This window comes from Alicyclobacillus pomorum DSM 14955 (assembly GCF_000472905.1).
GTDB classification, from domain to species: Bacteria; Bacillota; Bacilli; order Alicyclobacillales; family Alicyclobacillaceae; genus Alicyclobacillus_A; species Alicyclobacillus_A pomorum.
This window is the reverse complement of the sequence record NZ_AXAR01000001.1, coordinates 256,291-276,422: the sequence shown is the minus strand read 5'-3', so window position 1 is coordinate 276,422 and position 20,132 is coordinate 256,291. Positions and strand designations below refer to the sequence as shown.

The 20,132-nt window shown below is 56.8% G+C and carries 18 protein-coding genes; 7 read left to right on the top strand and 11 right to left on the bottom strand.

From position 1 onward, the window contains the following. Positions 1-41: 41 nt before the first annotated feature. Positions 42-2,651, top strand: a complete 2,610-nt coding sequence (locus YWK_RS0101265; protein ID WP_425387168.1) for a YfhO family protein — start codon at positions 42-44, stop codon at positions 2,649-2,651. A gap of 78 nt (positions 2,652-2,729) precedes the next feature. Here the strand turns inward: YWK_RS0101265 and YWK_RS0101260 are convergent, their stop codons facing one another. The 4 genes from YWK_RS0101260 to YWK_RS0101245 all read right to left on the bottom strand — a co-directional run bounded on the left by YWK_RS0101260 (position 2,730) and on the right by YWK_RS0101245 (position 9,781). After that, complete coding sequence (locus YWK_RS0101260) at positions 2,730-3,944, bottom strand: S1C family serine protease (protein WP_026963353.1); 1,215 nt, start codon at positions 3,942-3,944, stop codon at positions 2,730-2,732. An 86-nt stretch (positions 3,945-4,030) separates the two neighbouring features. Beyond that, on the bottom strand, positions 4,031-6,145 hold the full coding sequence (locus tag YWK_RS0101255; protein WP_026963352.1) for a S9 family peptidase: 2,115 nt from the start codon (positions 6,143-6,145) through the stop codon (positions 4,031-4,033). Positions 6,146-6,281: 136 nt separating this feature from the next. Further along, the gene (locus tag YWK_RS17740) at positions 6,282-8,264 is read right to left on the bottom strand and encodes a dynamin family protein (RefSeq protein ID WP_051374861.1); all 1,983 of its coding nucleotides are present in this window, start codon (positions 8,262-8,264) and stop codon (positions 6,282-6,284) included. Then, entirely contained in the window at positions 8,246-9,781 is a 1,536-nt protein-coding gene (locus tag YWK_RS0101245) for a dynamin family protein (RefSeq protein WP_026963351.1), read from the bottom strand. The genes YWK_RS17740 and YWK_RS0101245 overlap by 19 nt, the downstream gene beginning before the upstream one ends. 163 nt (positions 9,782-9,944) lie before the next feature. Between YWK_RS0101245 and YWK_RS0101240 the strand changes: the two genes are divergently transcribed. The 4 genes from YWK_RS0101240 (at position 9,945) to YWK_RS0101225 (ending at position 13,109) form a co-directional block, all read left to right on the top strand. Beyond that, positions 9,945-10,994 (top strand): M42 family metallopeptidase, encoded by a 1,050-nt coding sequence (locus YWK_RS0101240; RefSeq protein ID WP_026963350.1) that lies wholly within the window; start codon positions 9,945-9,947, stop codon positions 10,992-10,994. 146 nt (positions 10,995-11,140) lie between these two features. Further along, entirely contained in the window at positions 11,141-11,482 is a 342-nt protein-coding gene (locus YWK_RS0101235) for a hypothetical protein (RefSeq protein ID WP_026963349.1), read from the top strand. Between the two features lie 86 nt (positions 11,483-11,568). Continuing rightward, the gene (locus YWK_RS0101230; protein WP_026963348.1) at positions 11,569-12,630 is read left to right on the top strand and encodes a tetraprenyl-beta-curcumene synthase family protein; all 1,062 of its coding nucleotides are present in this window, start codon (positions 11,569-11,571) and stop codon (positions 12,628-12,630) included. Positions 12,631-12,686: 56 nt separating this feature from the next. Further along, the gene (locus tag YWK_RS0101225) at positions 12,687-13,109 is read left to right on the top strand and encodes a DUF2269 family protein (protein ID WP_026963347.1); all 423 of its coding nucleotides are present in this window, start codon (positions 12,687-12,689) and stop codon (positions 13,107-13,109) included. Here the strand turns inward: YWK_RS0101225 and folB are convergent. Both folB and YWK_RS17735 read right to left on the bottom strand, forming a co-directional pair. Further along, positions 13,090-13,479 carry a dihydroneopterin aldolase gene (folB, locus tag YWK_RS0101220; RefSeq protein ID WP_026963346.1) on the bottom strand — a complete coding sequence of 130 codons (390 nt, stop codon included), beginning with the start codon at positions 13,477-13,479 and terminating at the stop codon, positions 13,090-13,092. The genes YWK_RS0101225 and folB overlap by 20 nt on opposite strands. A gap of 5 nt (positions 13,480-13,484) precedes the next feature. Then, positions 13,485-14,342: a glycosyltransferase family 2 protein gene (locus YWK_RS17735; protein ID WP_281172218.1), complete on the bottom strand. Its 858-nt coding sequence runs from the start codon at positions 14,340-14,342 to the stop codon at positions 13,485-13,487. A gap of 155 nt (positions 14,343-14,497) precedes the next feature. On the opposite strand from YWK_RS17735, the gene YWK_RS0101210 reads away from it, so the two are divergent. Continuing rightward, on the top strand, positions 14,498-14,950 hold the full coding sequence (locus YWK_RS0101210) for an OsmC family protein (RefSeq protein ID WP_026963345.1): 453 nt from the start codon (positions 14,498-14,500) through the stop codon (positions 14,948-14,950). A 177-nt stretch (positions 14,951-15,127) separates the two neighbouring features. On the opposite strand, the gene YWK_RS0101205 is transcribed toward YWK_RS0101210, so the two are convergent. From YWK_RS0101205 to YWK_RS0101195, 3 genes are all read right to left on the bottom strand, one after another. Continuing rightward, complete coding sequence (locus YWK_RS0101205) at positions 15,128-16,009, bottom strand: YihY/virulence factor BrkB family protein (protein ID WP_026963344.1); 882 nt, start codon at positions 16,007-16,009, stop codon at positions 15,128-15,130. Between the two features lie 76 nt (positions 16,010-16,085). After that, entirely contained in the window at positions 16,086-17,066 is a 981-nt protein-coding gene (locus YWK_RS17730) for an RluA family pseudouridine synthase (RefSeq protein WP_051374857.1), read from the bottom strand. A gap of 175 nt (positions 17,067-17,241) precedes the next feature. Continuing rightward, positions 17,242-17,472: a NifU family protein gene (locus YWK_RS0101195; protein ID WP_084453375.1), complete on the bottom strand. Its 231-nt coding sequence runs from the start codon at positions 17,470-17,472 to the stop codon at positions 17,242-17,244. Positions 17,473-17,631: 159 nt separating this feature from the next. Between YWK_RS0101195 and YWK_RS0101190 the strand changes: the two genes are divergently transcribed. Next, the gene (locus YWK_RS0101190; RefSeq protein WP_026963342.1) at positions 17,632-17,826 is read left to right on the top strand and encodes a DUF378 domain-containing protein; all 195 of its coding nucleotides are present in this window, start codon (positions 17,632-17,634) and stop codon (positions 17,824-17,826) included. Positions 17,827-17,935: 109 nt separating this feature from the next. On the opposite strand, the gene YWK_RS21280 is transcribed toward YWK_RS0101190, so the two are convergent. Together YWK_RS21280 and YWK_RS17725 are read right to left on the bottom strand one after the other, a co-directional pair. After that, entirely contained in the window at positions 17,936-19,321 is a 1,386-nt protein-coding gene (locus tag YWK_RS21280; protein WP_169727115.1) for an aldo/keto reductase, read from the bottom strand. Positions 19,322-19,464: 143 nt separating this feature from the next. Beyond that, a complete protein-coding gene (locus YWK_RS17725) occupies positions 19,465-20,088 on the bottom strand; it encodes a GNAT family N-acetyltransferase (RefSeq protein ID WP_051374856.1) in 624 nt (207 codons plus the stop codon). Between the last annotated feature and the right edge of the window lie 44 nt (positions 20,089-20,132).

Genomic DNA, 20,132 nt, shown 5'->3' with positions numbered 1-20,132 from the left:
TTACACTTGTCGCACAGTCCCAGGTCACTGGCATCCAGTAAATGTATGGTATTCTAATTCTACCAAAGTCGGCGAGGAGGATACATAGCTCGATGTGGATCTCTTACATTTCTTCCAAGTTGCCGAAATCCGGACGCTGGCGATTTCACGCCGTCGCTCTGGCAGTGGTTGCTACCATGGTGCTGGTGGCATATCCAACGTGGTGTGCCTCAGGCGCTTATGGATTTGACGATCTCGCGCGCCTCAACATCCCACAACGCATGCTCCTGGCATGGTTGTACCTAAACGGCCACTGGCCGCTCTGGAATCCGTTCAACTTCGCCGGTCAGCCGTTCCTGGCGGCAGGGCAATCCGGGCCTCTCTACTTGCCCAACGTCCTCTTTCTCTTCATCCCAGTGGTGCCTGCCGTCAAAGTTTCCTACCTGCTTCACGAGTGGCTGGCCGCGTTTGGAACGTACGCAGCCGCTTATCACTTGTCGAAAAGTCGGTTGGGCGGCGTTGTCGCGGCCGCATCCTTTCTAACCTGTGGCTTTTTATTGGGACACCAAATCCACACGCAAATGTTTGACGCCGTCTGTTGGTTGCCCATTTCATTTTGGCTGTGCCTCTGCATCCTCGACTCCGTCACGGTGCCGCGCGTGGCAGGGCTGGCCGTGGCGCTCGCAATGGAGACGTACGCCGGTCATCCGCAAGTGACGTTCTACGTCTACCTTTTCCTCGGATTGTACTTGTTGTTGGCGTGGCTCTTCCGGCCCACGAAGCTGGCTCTGCGCCGCTCTGCAGCGGTTATATCCGCCATGGTGTACGCGGCGTTGCTGGCCGCTGCACAGTGGTTGCCAACGCTCAACCTGGTGACCTATTCAAGCCGTGGCAACGTGACACCTGGGTTTCTGCTCAACCTCTCCATGATGCCGCAAGGTCTGGTGCAATTCCTGACACCCTTCGGCGCAGGTGGCGGATACCTCAGTCCACCGCTCTCGAGAACGACATTTCTTGACGTCTACGGAAACTCTCTGTTTTGGGAGTTCACGTGCTACGCGGGGTTGGTCGCATTGATAGTGGCGTTCGCAGCAGTGGTGACACAATGGAGGACATCCCCTGCGGTCCTGGCGCTGGTCGTGATTGCTGTGGTGTCTGTGTGTTTCGCGCTGGGTTCTTACGGGTTCTTCGCCGATGTGCTTGTGCATGTACCGGGCTTTGACATGTTCCGCGTGCCTGCCCGCTATGTGGGCATCACAGATTTTTGCATCGCCATGCTCTCCGCGGTCGGCGTGGCAGCACTGCAATCGTCCGATGTAAAGCTACAGTATCGAACGCGGGTGGCCATTACCGCAGGATGTGCCATCGCGGGCGTGGGACTCATCGTCGCGAAGGTCACCGTGCCGCTGACCTACCTGTCGTGGTACACACTCGCCTTGACACTCTGCTTACTCGGAGTGCTTGGTGTGTCTCAGGTGAGGCTCGCTTGGTTTACGGCACACGCGCGAGTCCTCGCCGTCGTCGGTCTCGCGATGTTGGATAGCCTGTCGCAGAGTGCGGATCTGTCCACCTTCGTCCTTACGTCACCCACCGCTTCGTACACGGATCCTCCGCCGGCGGTGCAGTTCCTACAAAAACAACTGGGTCCGAGCACGCCCTTCCTGCGGGCCGCCGACTTCGACGCAGGCGATTTGGCGCAGGACAAGTCGGCCGCTGTGCTGATCCCTGCGCTCAACGGGTACGACTCGCTCGACGCCAGTTGGTACGACGCCACGATTGGGCTCACGTGGACCGCGGATGGGATGACGAGTCAACCAAGATCCCTGCTTGACGCGCTCGGCGTGAAGTACGTATTGACCCCGGCAGACTGGCACCCGATGATTCCCACCGCGCGTACCGGCGTACCGCAGTGGGATCATTGGCTCGACGTACCGAAAGGCACGGAGGAAGTCTCCATCCACTTGACCANTATCCATGGCGAGCCGCCCACGCCGCAGCCATTGTGTTCTGTGACCCTGTCTGCGGGCAGTGCGACGGTAACGAAGTGGATCAACGGCTGGACGGACACGTACTATTCCATCCGCCTACCGAAGAACTGGCCAACCAACGAGGCCACGCACGTGTCCGTGAGAAGTGAATCGTGGTCGAACGACATCGGACTGGACAGCATCACGTTTGTCAACGCGCATCCGTCGAGCGGGAATGAAGTGATACCGATACACCAGCCACTGGCGCCATTGCCGTGGAAACGGGTGTTTACGGACGGTCACACCACTGTGTGGGAAAATCCGGATTCCCTCGCACCGGCCTGGGTGAGCAGTGACGAAGATGCGCCGGTGGTTCCAGGTGATGCGCGGGTGCAGCTGCTCGCTTGGTCACCGAATCGTCAGGAATGGCGCCTCTCACAGTCAAGTGGTGGCGTATTCGTGCTCTCTCAGATGTTCGATCCGAACTGGCACGCAACGGTCGACGGCCACCCGGTGAATGTGCAACGCGTGGGTCCGCAGTCGGACGACGTCTTGACCGGAGTCAAAGTGGCGCCAGGCAACCACGACATTGTGCTCACCTACAGCCCTCGGTCTTTCACCCTCGGCTTGACCATCACACTGCTGAGCGCTGTCTTGTTGATTGCGCTGTGTCTGTACACAAAGAGACGCAGGCGCTCCGCGTGAGCACCTGCGTTCCCCATTGACATGAGCTCTTCCCTCCGCAGCGGAGGGGAAGGCCTGCGTCTCATTCACGTGATTCAACTACTTTTTCAAGTTACTCGGCCAAGCCTGCAATGTCGCCGCAACATCCATCGACCTGCCGTGCCGAAGCACCGAGAGGTGTACGACGTCTCCGACATTTTGGTTTGAAATGTACGCGGTGAGTGACTCAATATCGGCAACCGGCTGCCCATTGACCGCTGTAATGATGTCGCCGTCGCCGACCGGGTTGTTTTGGCCTCCGCTATCCCCTTTGAGGCCGGCCTTGCTGGCTGGGCCACCGGGTGACGTCCCAATGACCAGTACACCTTGATTGACCGGCAAGTGGTACTTTTGCACAAGGGCCGGCGTGATATCCAACCCTATGATTCCAAGCCACGGGTGATCCACCGGTGTACCACTGAGCAGCTTCGGTAAGACTTTTTCCAAGCGGTCAATCGGAACCGCGAAGCCAATCCCGACAGACCCTTCCACCGGGCTTTCGATAGCGGTGTTAATCCCCACAACCTGCCCACTCGCGTTCAACAGAGGCCCGCCGGAGTTTCCGGGGTTCAGAGCTGCGTCGGTTTGCACCAGTCCGCTCATCAGGCGTCCGCTGTCTGTCGGCATGGAGCGGTTGAGACCGCTGACAATGCCGGCAGACACGCTCGCCGTCAATTCAAATGGATTGCCGATGGCGACCACGAGGTCTCCAGGTTGCAGCGTCTTTGCCGTTCCCAGACTGAGCGGTTTGATACCGCTGGGTGGTGGCGTAATGCGAACCACAGCCAAGTCGTCCAACGCATCGGTCCCAATGACTTTCCCTTTGTAGCTGTGGTTATCCAACGAGATGGATACCGTGGTTTGTCCGTTCACGACGTGGTTGTTCGTCGCAATATCGCCTTGGTCGTCAATGAAAAAACCGGTGCCAATGTCTTCTGCAGGATTGTTTTTGTTGGATGTATCCGAATTTGCAACTGCGGTAATGGTCACCACGCTCGGCCTTGCCATTTGATAAATCTGGCTGACCGTATTTCCACTGAGTGCGGGTGGTAAAGCGTTGTTTTGGCCAGATGCAATCGACGGATTGGACTCGGGGTAGGCTCCGGCGGATTCGCGGTTGTCCAGGCTTACAGTGCGCGGAATCCACATACTTCCGCAGACGAGGCCGAGCGCAAAACAGACGGCAGCCGTAGCCACCATCCACGGTGCAAAGCGACTCCATCGGCCTGACCTCGGTGTATCCCAGTGATCCATGTCTTCCCAATGCTTCGCCATTCACATACCCCCTGCGCCCAATCATATCAGGTTTTTGCGACAGTTGCCTAAACAGCTCGGCGTGTCACGGAAAGATTGTCCTCCTCTCACCGTGCACCGGCTGACAGTCCGAGCTCGCGCGCAAGGAACGATTGAATCTTCTCGAGGCGAAACACCCGGTGCCAAGGTTGTCCAGATCTCGAGAGGTTGTGGCCCTCATTCGGAAAGCGCACGAATTCCACGGGAACGCGTCGCACGCGCAGCGCCATATACAGTTGCTCAGCCTGCTCAATCGGACACCGCAGGTCATTCTCCGAATGAATGATGAGTACCGGAGCATGCATGTGACCTGCCGATGCAATCGGGGAGACCGCCATGTATGCCTCCGGGTTTTCCCACGGCGCACAGCCGAAATCGTGCAAGTCCTCGAATCCGACGTCGCACGTGCCGAACATGCTGTACTCGTTGACGCAGGACCGCATCACAACGGCCGCCTTGTACCTATCTGTATGTCCAATCGCCCATGCCGCCATGAATCCGCCGTAACTTCCCCCAGCGATGGCGATTTGATTCCCGTTCAACGGATACCGCTCTATGGCCGCATCGACAAATGTCTCAATGTCAGAGAAGTCCACAGTCCCCCACTTGGCCTGAATACAGTGGCAGAACGCCTGCCCGTAGCCCATGCTGCCACGCGGGTTACAGTAAATCACGGCTGCGCCGGTCGCGGCCAACAGTTGAAACTCGAAGAAAAACTGCTCTCCATACATGGCCATTGGACCGCCGTGCACCTGCACGACCGTGGGATAGCCGCCGGTCGGCGCGGGTTCTCCCGGTAGCATGACCCATCCGTCCAAGGTGAGGCCGTCCACAGTGAACTGCATCTTCTCCGGCTTCACAACTTCCACCTGGTACAGGAAATCTGCGTTCCAGTTCGTAAGTTGCCGGAGCGACGTGACGTCGCCTGTTCCCATGGGCAATTCGACCGCATACACATTGCCCGGATCTGTCGTGGTCGCCCGCACCAGTGATGCACTCGAAGCTTTCCGGTTGAGGGAATACGACAGGATGCAGTGGTCACCGTTGGTGATGAACGTGCATTCACCCGTCACCACGTCCACGCGCACCAGTTGTGTGGTGCCCTTCGCAGACATCAGGCTATATACGTATTTTTGGTCTTCTGACCATTCCAATCCGACATGGTGTGCTGCGCGAGTGTCGGACACCGTCACATCGCCGAACGTCTGATCCAGAGCGGCTGTCGGACAGTAAGCGGACTCCGTTTCAACGTCATAGAGCCAAACCTTCGACTGCGTATACCCTCTATGTTCCTGGTTGTGACCGTAGAAAGCAATCATCCGACCGTCGGGAGATACGCGTGGCCCCTCCGCATAAGCAGGAACCCCGGGTAAGCGGCGGATGTCTTTCGCCTGCTGCAACGTTCCGGGCGAAGGTCCGCCGAGAGACACGACGTACAAGTAACGATTCATCGTCTCGTCCGCGTCGGATTCGAGATTGCTAGCAAAGACGATGGACGTGCCATCCGGCATCCAGTCAAAGCTCTCCACGTCAAAGGAACCTTCCGTCAGGCGTACACACGGGAAGGCCGTCGCGACGGATTTGCTCTCATAGGCGCTTTGCATTCGGCTCTTCCCGGAAACCAGGCTTCCCACATTCACCACGTGCAGGTGATTTCTCCGGTCGCCAAAATAGCCTACACCGTCTAGGCGGTAAAAGGTCCGGGTAATTACCTTGACGTCGGCGGTGTACTTTTCCCGTGGGGAAAGCTCTTTGGAAGATAGCTCGGCTTCCGCGTCCTTGCTCCTCTCTTTGACGTTGGCCACAAACGCAATCGAGCGGCCGTCTGGACTCCAGCGAAACGACTGAACGTCCGTTTTCAGTTGTGTGACTTGCACGGCTTCGCCGCCATTCGCAGGCATGACAAACAGCTGTTGATGGTCACCGCTGCGGTCGGATAGAAACGCCAACCATCTGCCGTCGGGCGACCACGCGGGTCTCGTCTCCGACTTATCGCTCGACGTGAGCAGCCACGCGTTGCCGCTGTCGGTATGCACCTTCCAAATATGAGAGCGGTACGTATTGTCCTCGCGCTGCAACCGAGTCACCACGACGGCCACTGCGTGTTCTGTAGGATGCTGTGCGATGTCCCCGATGACTTGAATATTGAAGATGTCCTCTGCTGTGAGTTTTCGCTTCGCCACGAATACCCCTACCTTCCAACCTGTGTTCGCCCGCTTCCATTCGGCGCCACCATGGGAACTTCTCAGGTGGTCATACTGCTCCTTGTCGTTTGTTTTATATATCTATGAGAAACTCGTCCACCCTAATCCCTGTTCGTCATGGTGCCGTGACATAAGATGTGAACCAAGCTTCAGCGCGGAGCCAGAGATCCATGTCATCGATAGACGCGCCCTCGAGTGCAGAATCTGACAAATTCGCCTGTAACTCCGCAATCCATCGCGTCAAGATGTCCGTCAGGGCCTGGAGCATGGACGCACGTATCGACTCAGACAGTCGCTGAACGGCTTCCCGCACGGCCTCCAGCGCAATCGGTTCGAGTGCCTTTTGCATGGCAGACTGTCCCTGACCTTCGAAAAACTGCTTCGCCGATGTGAAGTGGCGAAATGCAGGGCGAAACCGCTGGCCATCGAGATTGACGCGTTCCGGCAACTCTGGCGGTGCCAAGGACGGACTCAAGTCTGCAGGCAACGCCACATGCGTCAATCCCGCCTCCGCGAGAGCATTCGCCCACTCCGCGCGCCGCGACTGAAGGGCTTCGAGCACATGCCGGTGAGCCCGCAATCCAAACGTTCGCATTTCCGCTTCAACGGTCCTGCTGAGCACTTCGGCGAGTTCTGCTGCTGCGTCCTGCAAGGACTGCTTGTCCTGTGACGGAACGCGGAACCGCCCCGGATGGAAACATTCTTTAAACAACTGACCGAAACGAATGCGAATACGTTCGCCGACGTGAAAGACGAGTTCGTCCCATTCCGCGTTCAACCCTCTCATGACCGGGTCGGCGCCTTGCAGGACGGCGTCACGGACGCTGTCCAATGTTCCAGATAACAACGCAGCTGCACGCTTTCGCTCAGCGGCAGCGGCCTCATTCTGCTGTGCCTGCATCTTGAGCATCTCAACCTGTCGCGCTACACCATCGGCAATGGAGGAAAACCGACGCTGTACGGCGTCCTCAGCCAACGCGTCTTCCTGCGTCGCCAAAAACGCACGCAAGTCAGCTTCCAACTGCGGCAGTCCAGATTGCTCCAGTGCATACGCGGCCGACAGTTCCGAATCTTGCGGGAGTCTCAGTTTATTGCGAATCAGTTCAGCGTACCTCGGGTCCGCCGGGTTTTGCTGGTACGCTGCGGCTGCGAACGCCAACTGGCTAGAGACCTCGTAGACGCGTGGCGCTCGGATTCCCAACTGCCGAAGTTCCTTCACCACGCGCTCCCGCACAGCCGACCGTTCCTCCTCGTGTTCCGCCAAGTCCACCGCATTGATGACGACGAACAGCTTATCCGTGCCCGCAATATCCTGGACATCGGCCAGCTGGCTCAAGAATTCTTTGTCTGCTCGTGAAAATGCGTGGGTGTAGTAAAGAACGAACACAATGGCATCTGCACTCTGCATGTACTGGAAAGCGACGTCGGTGTGCCGCCTGTGAATGGAATCGACACCCGGCGTATCCACCAGAACCATGCCCGTTTCCTGAAGCAACGGCACCTTGGTGAACAGGTCCACTCGCTGTACAAAGCAAGCATAGCGCTCTTCTGCGGTGTACTTTTTCAGTTCATCGGGTCCGACTTCAAAAGACGTACCTAGGCGGTTTTGCATCTCCCCGTAACCGTTTGCAACGGCCTTGAGAAAGGTGATGTACCGGCGAGACATCGGCGTGTAATCGGTCGGTTTCAACGCCGTTGCCCGCTGCAAAGCCGCTTCCAGGTTGTCTTCCGCGAGGTGCAGGGCGAGTAACGACTGCTTGACGTCCTCCCACAGTTGCTCGGCTGATTTCGCGGTCACGCGCGCTGTCGAAAACGAGTCATCTTCCACGCCGTAAATGTGCGTAATGGCGGCTGTGGTCGGGTTGGGTGACACCACCAGGACGGGCGATTGCACGACCGCGTTGATGAGCGAGGACTTGCCCGTCGAAAATGCGCCGAAGACGGCCACCTGATGGCGCCGCCCATGCAGTTGTTCCCGCAAGTCGTACAGGCTTTGGCGCCACCCATTCGCACCTGCCAACGGGTGCAGGATATCTATCGCTTCGTCGATGCGCCGCATCAGCCGTTCTCTAGTTGCACTTACATGGATGTCGGACATGAGGAGCCTCCTTCACATGTGGAAAATACGTTGTGGACTGGATCCAGGAGTCGGGTAAGTTCCCCCTGTTGTTCCGCGGTGAGAGATACCCAGCGACGAATGGCGTCGACTTCATTCTGGAGGGCGTCCACTTCCGGTTGACGCGACCTCTCCAACTCGGCACGGAATTCGCACACGTGTTCATTCCACAGATCCAGCACGCGATTCACGGATGCAAGCACGCCGCTTTTCACCTTTCCTACCACGTCTTTGACGTACTGGTACGGATACTGGTCCGACGACAAGGCACCGGGATTCACCAAGTCCCGACACAACGCAGCCTCGATGGAGACCCCGACGGTATCAATGTCGTTCCGCCACTCGGAGTTCGCCCACGGCGTGTTGTCCACCCACTCCCGCAACCGGCTTTGCAGCGGCCAGACCAGGTATTTTTCGGTCCGGTCGGTCAGGTCCTCGAGAAACGCCTGCAAGCGCCGCTCCCGCTCCGCTGCGGTCTTTTGCTTGGAACCTAGAAAGCCAACTTTAAAGTTCTGCCGGAGGCTCTCGACGTAGAGGCGGCCTTTTTCCGTGGTTTCGTATGGAGAAATTTGCGCCAGGTCCACGAGGCGCCGTACGTCTTCGTGTAACGCGTCGTACGTTTTGCTAATCGATTCCTGTTCTCGGTTCACTGACTCTCGAAGAGTGGCCAGCTTCTCGTTCCGTTCGCAGATCCACTCATTGGCTTCTGCCTCGTCAAACGGCACAAATCCGACCGTGTCGTAGAGCGCATTCTCCACCGCTTGGAGCTTTGGTTCAAAGACGGTCGACACGAACTGTTCCGTCAGGCTCTCGACCGTCCGCAGAACACTGTTGCAAACCACCTCGTGGCCGTCCACGGCCAGGCGATGGAGCTCCTCAACGAGCTCGTTTATCTCGTTTACCGCCGACGTCTTGGTCGACGTATAGTAAATTTTTTCATAGACAATGCCGTAATCACTGAACGTCTGCTCCACACGTTGCTGAAATTCGGCGAAGGACAGTTCCCAGTCCACGTGCTTATCCACCTGGTTCACCACCAGGTACAGGGTCTTCCCCCGGTCCACAAAACTCCGGGCTAACTCCATATTCTCTTCCGACTCCACATGCTGGTAGTCCATAACAAAAAACACCACGTCGGACATGTGCAGAGCTGCTTCGGTGGCCGCCTGATGGGCCTCGTCGGTGGAATCCACGCCGGGTGTGTCCAACAGGACGACAGCCCCCGAGGGCGTCTCGTATCGAACCGCAGCCACTTCAGCGGTGGTCGGCACGGCGCCCGTCGCCAACTGCGACGTTTTCGTCAAGGCGTTGATCAGACTGGACTTTCCGGCCGAGAACAGCCCACAAAACGCCACGTACACTTCTGTCAGCCCATCCTCCACACGTCTTTGAATGTCCTGTATCTTTTGAGCCAACTCCGCCTGGCCAGCACGTTGGATTTCTTCGTGCAGGTTAGCCAGGGGAATCACCAGGCGGTTGTTATCCAATGTCACTGCCATCCTCTTCTGCCTTCCTTCACACAGCGTGCATGTTCGCAGCCATTCTATCATTCCTAAGTTAACATATAGAAAAAGACGTGGCTATGCTGAGGCTGTGGTACAATATAACCAGTTGTTGGTGGGTCTGGAGCGACTCACCGACGTGCTACAAGGGGGTCTTGCCATGTCTGATCCATCACTCGCGTACATCGAAGATCTGCTCGTGCGGCTGCTCAACACGCCGAGTCCAACAGGCGACACGGAAGCTGCTATCGCGTTGCTAGAGGCAGAGTGCCAAACCCTGCCTGTGGAAACTCGGCGCAACCGCAAAGGCGCCCTCATCATCCACGTACCTGGAACAGATACGTCGAGACAGCGGTTGGTCACGGCGCACGTCGATACACTGGGTGGCATTGTCAAGGAAATTTTACCGACGGGGCGCCTGCGTCTGGCGAAAATCGGATCGTACGCGTGGAATACTGTCGAAGGGGAGTACTGCCAAGTTCGGACCGAACGCGGCGACCTGGTGAGCGGTACGGTCATCCTGCACAACACCTCGGTCCATGTGAATCGGGACGTTGCAACCGTGGAACGCAAAGACGACAACATCGAAGTGGTCCTAGATGCAAACGTCCAGTCGAAGCAGGACACCGAGGCGCTCGGTATTGCGGTCGGAGACTTCGTGTACTGGGATCCACGGGTACAGGTGACGCCTACCGGCTACATCAAGAGTCGACATCTGGACGACAAGGCGAGCGTTGCTGTGGTCTTCGGCGCGCTTCAATCGATTTTGCAATCCGGCAAACCCCTGCCGTACGCACTGAACATACTGATTAGCAACAACGAAGAAATCGGATACGGCGGGAACTCCAACATCCCACCGGAAACGGTCGAATACCTGGCGGTCGACATGGGGGCGATTGGCGACGGGCTTTCCACCAATGAACACTGCGTCTCCATTTGTGCGAAGGATGGGTCTGGGCCGTACCACCTTGGGTTGCGCAGGCATCTGGTGTCACTGTGCCGTCAGCACAACATCCCGCATGCGGTGGACATCTATCCTTATTACAGCTCGGACGCCAGCGCCGCGATGTTGTCCGGAGCTGATGTTGTACACGGGTTGATTGGTCCAGGCGTGGCAAATTCGCACGCGTACGAGCGCACACACCGGGATGCGCTGAAAGCGACGTACGACTTGTTGATGGCATATCTCTACTCGCCCCTGCAAGGGTAATCTGGCAGCGAAGTGCAGGCCATCTGAGGAATAACGGCTTGCTGTGACCATTTCCGCAGGTGCCCTGTGCCATCGTCGCAGCCCCTCTGCCATCGGCTACATACTGTATCGATACAGGGAATCATGGCCGAATGGAGGTGAGTCCAGTGCAGGTGAATACGGTGATTCGACTCGGATCGCTCGCCTTCAACGTCGCACAGGACGAACGGGTGCAAGAATTATTCACCATGGTCCACAAGGGGGCCAAGCGCAGAGGGATTATAGGGACAATGCAACCGCCTGTCGCACCGTCCGCTCCTCGTCCGCAGCACGCACCTGCGGTAAGTTCAGGGGGAGGATCGCATCCCATCCCGTTTGCGCCGACGTCGAACTCAGTACCGAGCCCGCCTCCGCAGGCGGTTCCGAACCTGGGTAAATACCTTACGACGGACAACGCGAAGAAAGTCATGAGCTGGGCCGGACAAATCTCAAGCTTACTGAGCCAGTGAGAACGAGTTTTTCGCCCGCGACGATGAATGCCACCCGAATCCGTGGTTGTATACTATAAAAACGGAAACGAGGAGGTACGGGGGCTCTGCAAGCACGACACGCGCCAAAGACTGCAACACAATTCCTATACCGGTGTTTCCGCCACATTCTGCCCATCGCTCGTCAGGAGCTGATCACCTGGACGGGACACGCGGAGCGGATTCCTGACGATATGCTGCGCACGCAAGCGCTGGCCAGTTTGCAACACAAGCGATTTCACGCCGATGGCGGCAGCGTCTACGCTGCCGTTCGGCTTCAATATGCCAAGCCGCTGACACGTCTGATTATTGCGCTGCAGACCATCAGCGACTATCTGGACAACCTGTGCGACCGGTGTCACACGTATGACGAAGCCGACTTCGTGCAACTCCATCACGCCATGCGCGACGCCGTGCGCCCCGAAGCGCCCCTCCGCGATTACTACGCGCTGCGCGGATCTCCGGATGACGGAGGGTATCTGACCAATCTGGTCCAGACCTGTCAAACCATACTCTCCTCCCTCCCCGGTTACGCCATGGTGCGCGAACATGTGGAGTGGCTGGTCGAACGATATTGCGAGTTACAGGCTATCAAACACGTGGAACCGACCCTACGAAAGGACAAGTTGGTTCGGTGGTGGAAACCCTATCGACCGCAATTCCCGGACATCCACTGGTGGGAGTTCGCGGCCGCAACCGGTTCAACACTAGGTATGTTCTCGCTGTTCCTTGCGGCCACCACACCGCTGACCGAAGCCGAAGCGCGACAATTGTTCGACATCTATTTTCCGTGGGTCTGTGGACTACATATCTTGCTGGACTATTTGATTGACCTGGAGGAAGATAGGAGCGAAGGCGACTTTAACTTCGTGGCCTGCTACCCCAGTGCTGGCGACGTAGAAGCGCGGATTCGGTTGTTCGCCGAAACGAGCCACCAGAAGACGCGACAGGTCGGGGACGGCCTGCGCATCCACCACGACGTCGTGCACGGATTGCTCGGAATGTATCTATCCGATGACAAAGTGCGACAGCAGAAAGCTGTGCGCAACCACCGACGACTGGTATGGCAGTTTGGGCCGACGGCGTGGATGTACTACGGGGCTTGTATGCTGTATCGGTTTGTGCGTTAATCCTGGGTCGCCACATGCACGTATCCTGCAGCAAAGACAAAGAAAGGTATGTGTGTATGCCAGCCGTATTCATTCCTTTGATTGTGGTTCATGTGGGCGCTGTGCTTGCCAAATTGAGCGTGTTCTTTGTTGTCCCGAGATTGGACAGTGTGGAACGCGTCAAAGCGTTCATCCAGCGGTTCCGACCGGTGGAAAGAACGGCCGACTGGATTCTGTGGATCACCGGAGCAGGTCTTCTCGCATGCACCAGCTGGCGCATGCTCATGCAAACTTGGATGCTCGTCTCCATCGGCCTGTATGTCATTGTCTTTCTCGCCGTCCGCTTCGCCCTGACCAAAGAACTGGAGAACATCGCAAACTCGAAAAAACTCTACGCGCGCGATGAGTTGAAAAAACTGCGGACAAACAACTGGTGCGTCGGCATCCTCTCCGTCGTACTGCTCGGGATTATCGCGTATCTCATGATGACCAAGCCCTGACTGAACTGTCCTTTCGCCACCGCTCCACCGTGATGGACACCGTGTCAAACGGTCCGGGAATCGGAGCGGATGGTTTCTCCAATTCCACCCTGACCCCTTCGAGTTTTGAATAACGTTCGAGCAGTTTGTCCGCGATGGTGGCAGCCACCGTCTCAATCAAGTTTTTCGGCGTACCTTCCACAACGGCTTTTACGTCCCGGTACACGTCCGCGTAGTTCACGGTATCCTCGACCGAATCGGATGCGGCGGCTGCCGAAGTGTCGAGGTAGAGTGTGAGGTGGACGATAAACCGCTGACCGAGTGCCCTTTCTTCTGCTATGACCCCGTGGTGCCCATAGGCGACAATGCCTCTCAATTCAATCTTGTCCATACAGGCTATACCTCCTGTTTCCTACGTGCCAATAACTCGAGCTCTATCTGTGAAACATCCGTCCACCATGGTTCAGGATTCCCGTCCCACAGCAAGGTGGTTTCTGCGCGATACGCTTGTAACCGCCTATCTTCGGTCATCAGGTAGAAGTTGCTCACGGGCAACTTGCCAAGTTTATGTTTCTGGCACAGCACGTCCAATGCGGGATTCATATCCGCCGGGTTGGCAGACAGATTGGCACCGTCGCCGTGCAGCGCGTACAGCGTGTCGCAGACCGGCACGCGGACCAATGGACCGACGGCCTGGCAGCGAAGAAAGAAATCCCAGTCCCAGTAATGAGAAACCTGTTTGTCGAACGCCCCCACCTCGGCGTGCACAGACCTCCGATAGACGACGCTCGATGGCACAATTGGGTTGTACTCGCAGAGCAACGATTCGACGCCTGACCACGCAAACGCCCGCCTATCCCGGACGATGACGCTGTCCCCTTGACGGCGGAGGGACACAATCTCCGCGTCGCTGTAGGCGAGCACTGCGCCTGAACCAGCCCCTTGAAGCGCATCCAACAAGCGGTTCACGTGCCCCGGCAGCCACCGGTCGTCATCGTCACAAATGGCAATGAATTCTCCGGTTGCCATCTCGAGCGCAGCGTTTCGAGCCTCCACTTGCCCGTAGTTTCGAATGAAATTGGTGTACCGAACCGTAGCCCCTTCGAACGACCTCACCACATCGTCGATGGGACGTCCTCCGTCGTTGACTACGCAGATCTCCACATCCACATTCGGCCCTTGCTGTAAGACGACAGCCCTCATACATTGTGCAAGATCACGGTGTCGCTCATATGTAGTAATCAAAACACTCACCTTTGGCAGAAGAAATCCCCCCTTGACATTTCACCACAAGCGTTTCTTTGTTCTGGCAAGTCTGAATTCACTGGAATTCGTAGAGACGGCACGATACAATACATGATAACACGTGAACCAGTGAAAAACGTGGGAATGAAGGGGGACCTGTCCAAATGTCCGAAGTTCACACATACAAGGTCCGCAGCGCGTGGTCTGGCAATCGACAAGGTACCGGCACCATCAATGGCGATGGACTGTCGTCCAAAATCAGTGTACCCAACAATCTCGACGGCCCGGGTGTCGGCACAAATCCGGAGGAACTCCTCCTCGGAGCTGCGTCCGGGTGCTACGTTATCACGCTGGCCATCATCCTATCCAACCGCAAAGTGCCTTACACCAGACTGGAACTGGAATCCGAAGGCTTTGTGGTCGACGATGGCGGATTGCGGTTTGACCGCATTGAACACCGTCCGACCATTTACGTCGACCAACCTGTCGACCATGAAAAAATTTCATTGTACGCAGAACAAGCGGAACACGCCTGCATGGTCTCCAGCGCGCTCCGCGGGAATGTGCAGGTAACAGTCCACCCCCAAGTGTTGATGGAACCAGCGCGTACCACATAACCTGCGCGTATGAAAGGCTCACCTGAACCGCGCCCTGTTGCAGGTGAGCCGATGCTATTTTGGTCACTCACTGCAAGTCACGCGCGTAGCGCGTAGGATGGACAAACCGTCTCTCCAACTACGCGTGAAGAAATCATCATCCCGGCGTTCATGCCGACCGAATCAAGGAGCCAAATGTCATCCGGAGACGTCCGCGTCGTCACCGTCCGCCTGCACCATCCGCTCGAGTGCAGCCGACACTTCTGCGCCGAACAACATCACAATACTGCCGACGTAGATCCACAACAGGAGAAGCATCACCGCCGTCAGCGTCCCGTAGATCAAATAGTAGCGGACGAGGTGATTCGCATACCAGACAAACAACTTCCGCCCTAAGTCTAGCAGAAGCGTCGCCGCGAGTGCACCCGGAACCACGAATGGCCACGCAGCGCGGCGCGAAGGAAGGTAGCGGTAGAAAATAAGAAAACTGATGAGCAAAGACGCGGGAAACAACACTTTTGACCAACCCTGCAACCAGGTCAACCAGGCCCACCAGCCCGCCGGCTGAACGTGATGCGCCAACCACGGGTATATGGTGGTGACCAGCGCCGAAAACAGCATGATGACGAGCAACACCATCACCATGAAGAAGGAGATAATGCGCCGCGCAATAAACGAGCGTTGTTCACGTTCCCAAATGACATCCATCGCTTGCTGAACCGCCAGAAATCCGCTCATCGCGGACCACGTCAGCGTCAATGCACTGAACAGTCCAATTTGCCGGCCGACGACCGCCAAATTGGAGATGTTTTGCTGTATGACTTTCTCCGCCTGCAACGCCGGAACAAATGGGCCAATCAAATGCATCAACACGCGCTGCACGTCCACGTTCTGCACATCTAATTGCGGGACAATCGTCGACGCCGTATAAATCACCAGCAGCAAGAACGGAAACAGGGAAAAGAACGCGTAAAACGTAATCACCGCCGCCAGTGACATAATGTCGTGCCGCACGACGGCAGCGACAAGACTCCAGACATACCGCCCAACAGCATGCGGCTTTGAACCAGGCCTCCACATTCCTGTCACCTCCTGCGCTGGCATCGTTCACGGGGCCCGAATCCCTTACAGTGGACCGACATCCCCCAACTCCTCGTTATATGGCACCGACTTCTGCAAACCGCCCCAGACCAACACGGGCCAGCAGCTGGGCAAAATGCTCTGGCAACGGCGCGTGCACCGTCACCTGCCGTCTGTCGTACGGGTGGTAAAACGCCAGTTGCACAGCGTGCAGTGCGTATCCTTGTTCCAGATCCACAGTTCCTACACCATCCCCGCCGCCGTACAACACATCGCCAACCACCGGACAGCCGATGGCGGACATGTGTACCCGAATCTGGTGGGTGCGTCCCGTTTCCAAGCGGCACTGCACCAAGGAAACTTTGCCGTTCGCAATGCTGACAGACCCTAGTACTTCATACACGGTGACCGCTTCTTTCCCTGTCTTCGAGACCCGGTACCTCCCTGCTGTATGCCTATCTCGCCCGATGGGCAAGCGGATGGATCCACGCGGTGATTTGGGTTGTCCCTGAACCACAGCCCAGTACGTGCGCTCCACGCGGCGCTCCGCCAACAGCGCGTCGAGCGCCCGCGCAATATAACCGTGTTTCGCATACAAGATGGCGCCCGTGGTATCCCTATCCAACCTGTGCACATGGCGCACCTTGTGGCGCTGTCCTGTCCGCTCGTAATACGATGCGACGCGGTGGGCTAAGGTATCCGATTCTCCCGCGTCGGACGGATAAATGATGAGGCCAGCTGGCTTGTTCAGAATGAGTGCGTGATCGTCCTCCCATAAAGGGACAATCGCGCGGTTGGCATCCATGTGAGACGCACTGATATGTATCCCGTAGTCGTCTTCTACGTCGCCCATCAGGAGAATTTTGGTCGAGCCCTGGACGACGTCATCGGCCGACAGCCGTTGCTTCCCAGAGCGGACGCGTCCATCGGCAAACAGCCCCTTGACGTAGGCGCTAGGCAACATGAGTTGCCGCTTGAGTCCGTCTTGCAACGCCTGACCGTTCCACTGCTTGTCCGTTGTGACGACGAGGCTGTTGCCGAGCACCTGTACTTGCAACGCACATCCTCCTTCTATGTTCATCTTCGCCGAAGTTTCAGTCATTCTATGCAAGCGGATGGACATCCCATTATCACTCTATGACGCACCCGTGCCCTCAAGAATTCTACGCTCCTCTGCGGTAAACAAAAAGCGCGGTGGCACAGCCACCACGCATCGTCTTCAGACATCCGCATCAGTAAGCTTCGACGTACTCCACTTCTGGCACTTGAGCCTTGATGGCGCGTTCCACGCCCATTTTCAGCGTCAGAACACTGGCTGGGCAGCCCACACAGCTGCCGGTCAGCGCCACGTAGACGGTTTTGCTTTCGTCGTCAAACGAGACGAACTCCACATCGCCACCGTCCTGCTGGATGGCTTCCCGGATGCCAGTCAGGGCTTCTTGAATCCGTTCTTCGATGGACATGGTCATCCCTCCATTTCAAGCATACTGCACCCAGACCAGCATTGACAAGAGATTTCCTGCTGAATGGGTCAATCTCACGTGCACCCACGTCCACCCGTATCCCGCGCGTTTGCTACCGTTCCCTTCTGCACATAATGGGTCAGTGAAGGGAGGTGCCGCATGAGCAAAACAGCGCTCGTACTCGTCGTCATCGGGGCCATCAACTGGTTGCTCGTTGGGTTGTTCCAGTTTGACCTCGTCGCATCTCTATTCGGTGGACAAGCGGCTCTGGTCAGCCGTATCATTTACACCATTGTCGGCTTAGCTGGATTGTATGCAATTTCCTTTCTCTTTAACGACCGCAGAACAGTCTAACGACGAGGGTGGAGGTGCAACTTCGCACGGCCACCCTACGAGTTAGGGTGTTCCAGCGTTTTCCAAACGACGAACAACGCCATCTAGAGGAATGTTGCAAATCGCTCCTTCAGGAGCGCGCCAACCAGCAGCCCGCGGTGTGCAGGAGCGGCACGATACCCGTCGCAAAGGCGATACTCTCCGCGGTTGTCCTTCCGACGAAACGAAACGTCTGGCGAATGACCTCGAGCGGATCCGCAGCAGGTTTGACCTTGTCCAGAAAGAATCGCTCCAATGATCCGCTCTCTACAACCAATCGCTGCGCAATCCTCGCGTTCTCGACGGCCGCTTCAATCTTCTTCCGATGACGCACGATACTGGCATCACCCATCAGCCGCTCCACATCTGCCGCGGTGTAGGCAGCGACTTTATCGATATCAAATCCGGAGAACGCTCGGCGAAACGCCCTTCGCTTGTGGAGAATCGTCTTCCAACTCAGTCCCGCCTGAAACGTCTCCAGCACGACAAACTCGAACCAGCGATGGTCACCTCTGGGCGGTCTCCCCCACTCGACGTCGTGATAATACGCTAACAAGGGGTCATCTGCCCACGCGCAACGCATCCGCTGGTCAACCCCTCCCGCCTCGCGCAGCCATGCTGCCACCGTACTCGGTGACAGCGGCGGTTGGTCTGTTATCCGAGCCCACTCACAAATGTGCTCTCGCGAAGTTGGGCGGACAAGACATCCATGAACGAGACCGCTGGCACAGGCCAACTGCAGTGACACCTTCTCCAAGGTGTGCAGATCCATGGGTTCTTTTCGACCGAGGTCCTTCTCCAATACTTCGACCACGCGGGCTGCTCGCTTTCTACCATCCACTGGGCCCGCCGCGATACCGCCATATATACCTTCTCCACAAAAGTCTAGTCGGAAAGGACGCGTCAGCACACCCACGCCGAGTTGACGCGCGAGCGGCAGGGCCAATTGCATGGCACGCGCGTTGAGTAGGTGGTACTCCACTTGCACCACGTCAAAGGCACCGTTCACCAGCCCGAACATCACTTCGTCGACGTCTCCGACCAAACCCACGTACCGAATTTTCCCTTTCTCCTTGGCTTCCTGTAAAGCCCGTTCCGCGTCCGTCGACAGCCCATCGTTTGGGCACTCCAGTTGAACAATATCCAAATAATCCGTGCCTAACAGTTGCAACTGGTGGTCAATCTGTTTCGACACATCTTCGTCGTCGGCGATTCGAGTGGCAAGCACCACATCATCCCTCTTCACAGTCCGCAACCACTGGCTTACAAACGCGGTGGTATCACCGTCCGCCTGTCCTACGTCAAACCACGTGATCCCGTTGTCGAAAGCGACCTGCAACCACGACTCTCCTCCGTAGGTATGGCCACCCGCGACGCCCTGTTCAGGCATCACCGATCCACCTGGCAAACCGTCTGCCAGACTCAACCCGACAGCGGACACCTTCAACTCTGTTTTCCCCAATCTGTTGTACTTCACAGCGGTCTCCTTTTGAACCATGGCACCTCTACCCGAACGGCTTGTCCGGGCGATGCAGCATGGTGTCCCCTCTTCTGATTCACCATCTCTCCGTCTATTGTAGACGATGTGGCAACATCAGAAGAGGGGGAAGGGACATTGCATTACAAGAGTGGATATCCTGGAGCAGCCGGCTGACTAACAGCACGTGGGTGCGTCGGTGCGTGTCCGTCCGCGCCAACTTGTGTATCCAAGCGCTTCTGAAAACATATCGTGGTCGGTGTCACGTAAAACACCTGAACGAAGCCGAGTTTACGCGTGAATCCAAGACTTTTTTCGTTGCCGGTTTGTACAAACACCTCCAGGGTATGGGCACCAAGTCGCCTCGCTTCATCCTCGAGGTGCCGCATCACTTTGGAGCCAATGCCGTCAGACTGATACTCGGGCTCAATGACCATCGCGCTGATGTGCATTTTTCCATCCGGATTGATAAGGTACGAATAGTATCCAATTCGCTTCTTGGCTTTTTCCACAACCACGGTTGGTGCCCCCGATTGAAGATAGCGACGAAATTGTTCGCGCGGGAACACTTCTCCAAACGCTTGTTGATGTACTCCAGAAAGTTGCTCCTCCGTCAACTGGACGATATAGTCGTCATCGTCCGGCGTTCGCGCGCGGAACTCTAATACATCAGCTGGCTGTTGTTTCGCTGGTTTAGACGTAGACGTGTCCACTTTGCGTTTCTTCCGTTTCACGGCAGACTTTTTCCCCAATGATTTGCGCCGCATGGATGAACCTCCTCTTCCCTGTTGCCAGTCACAACAACTTATGC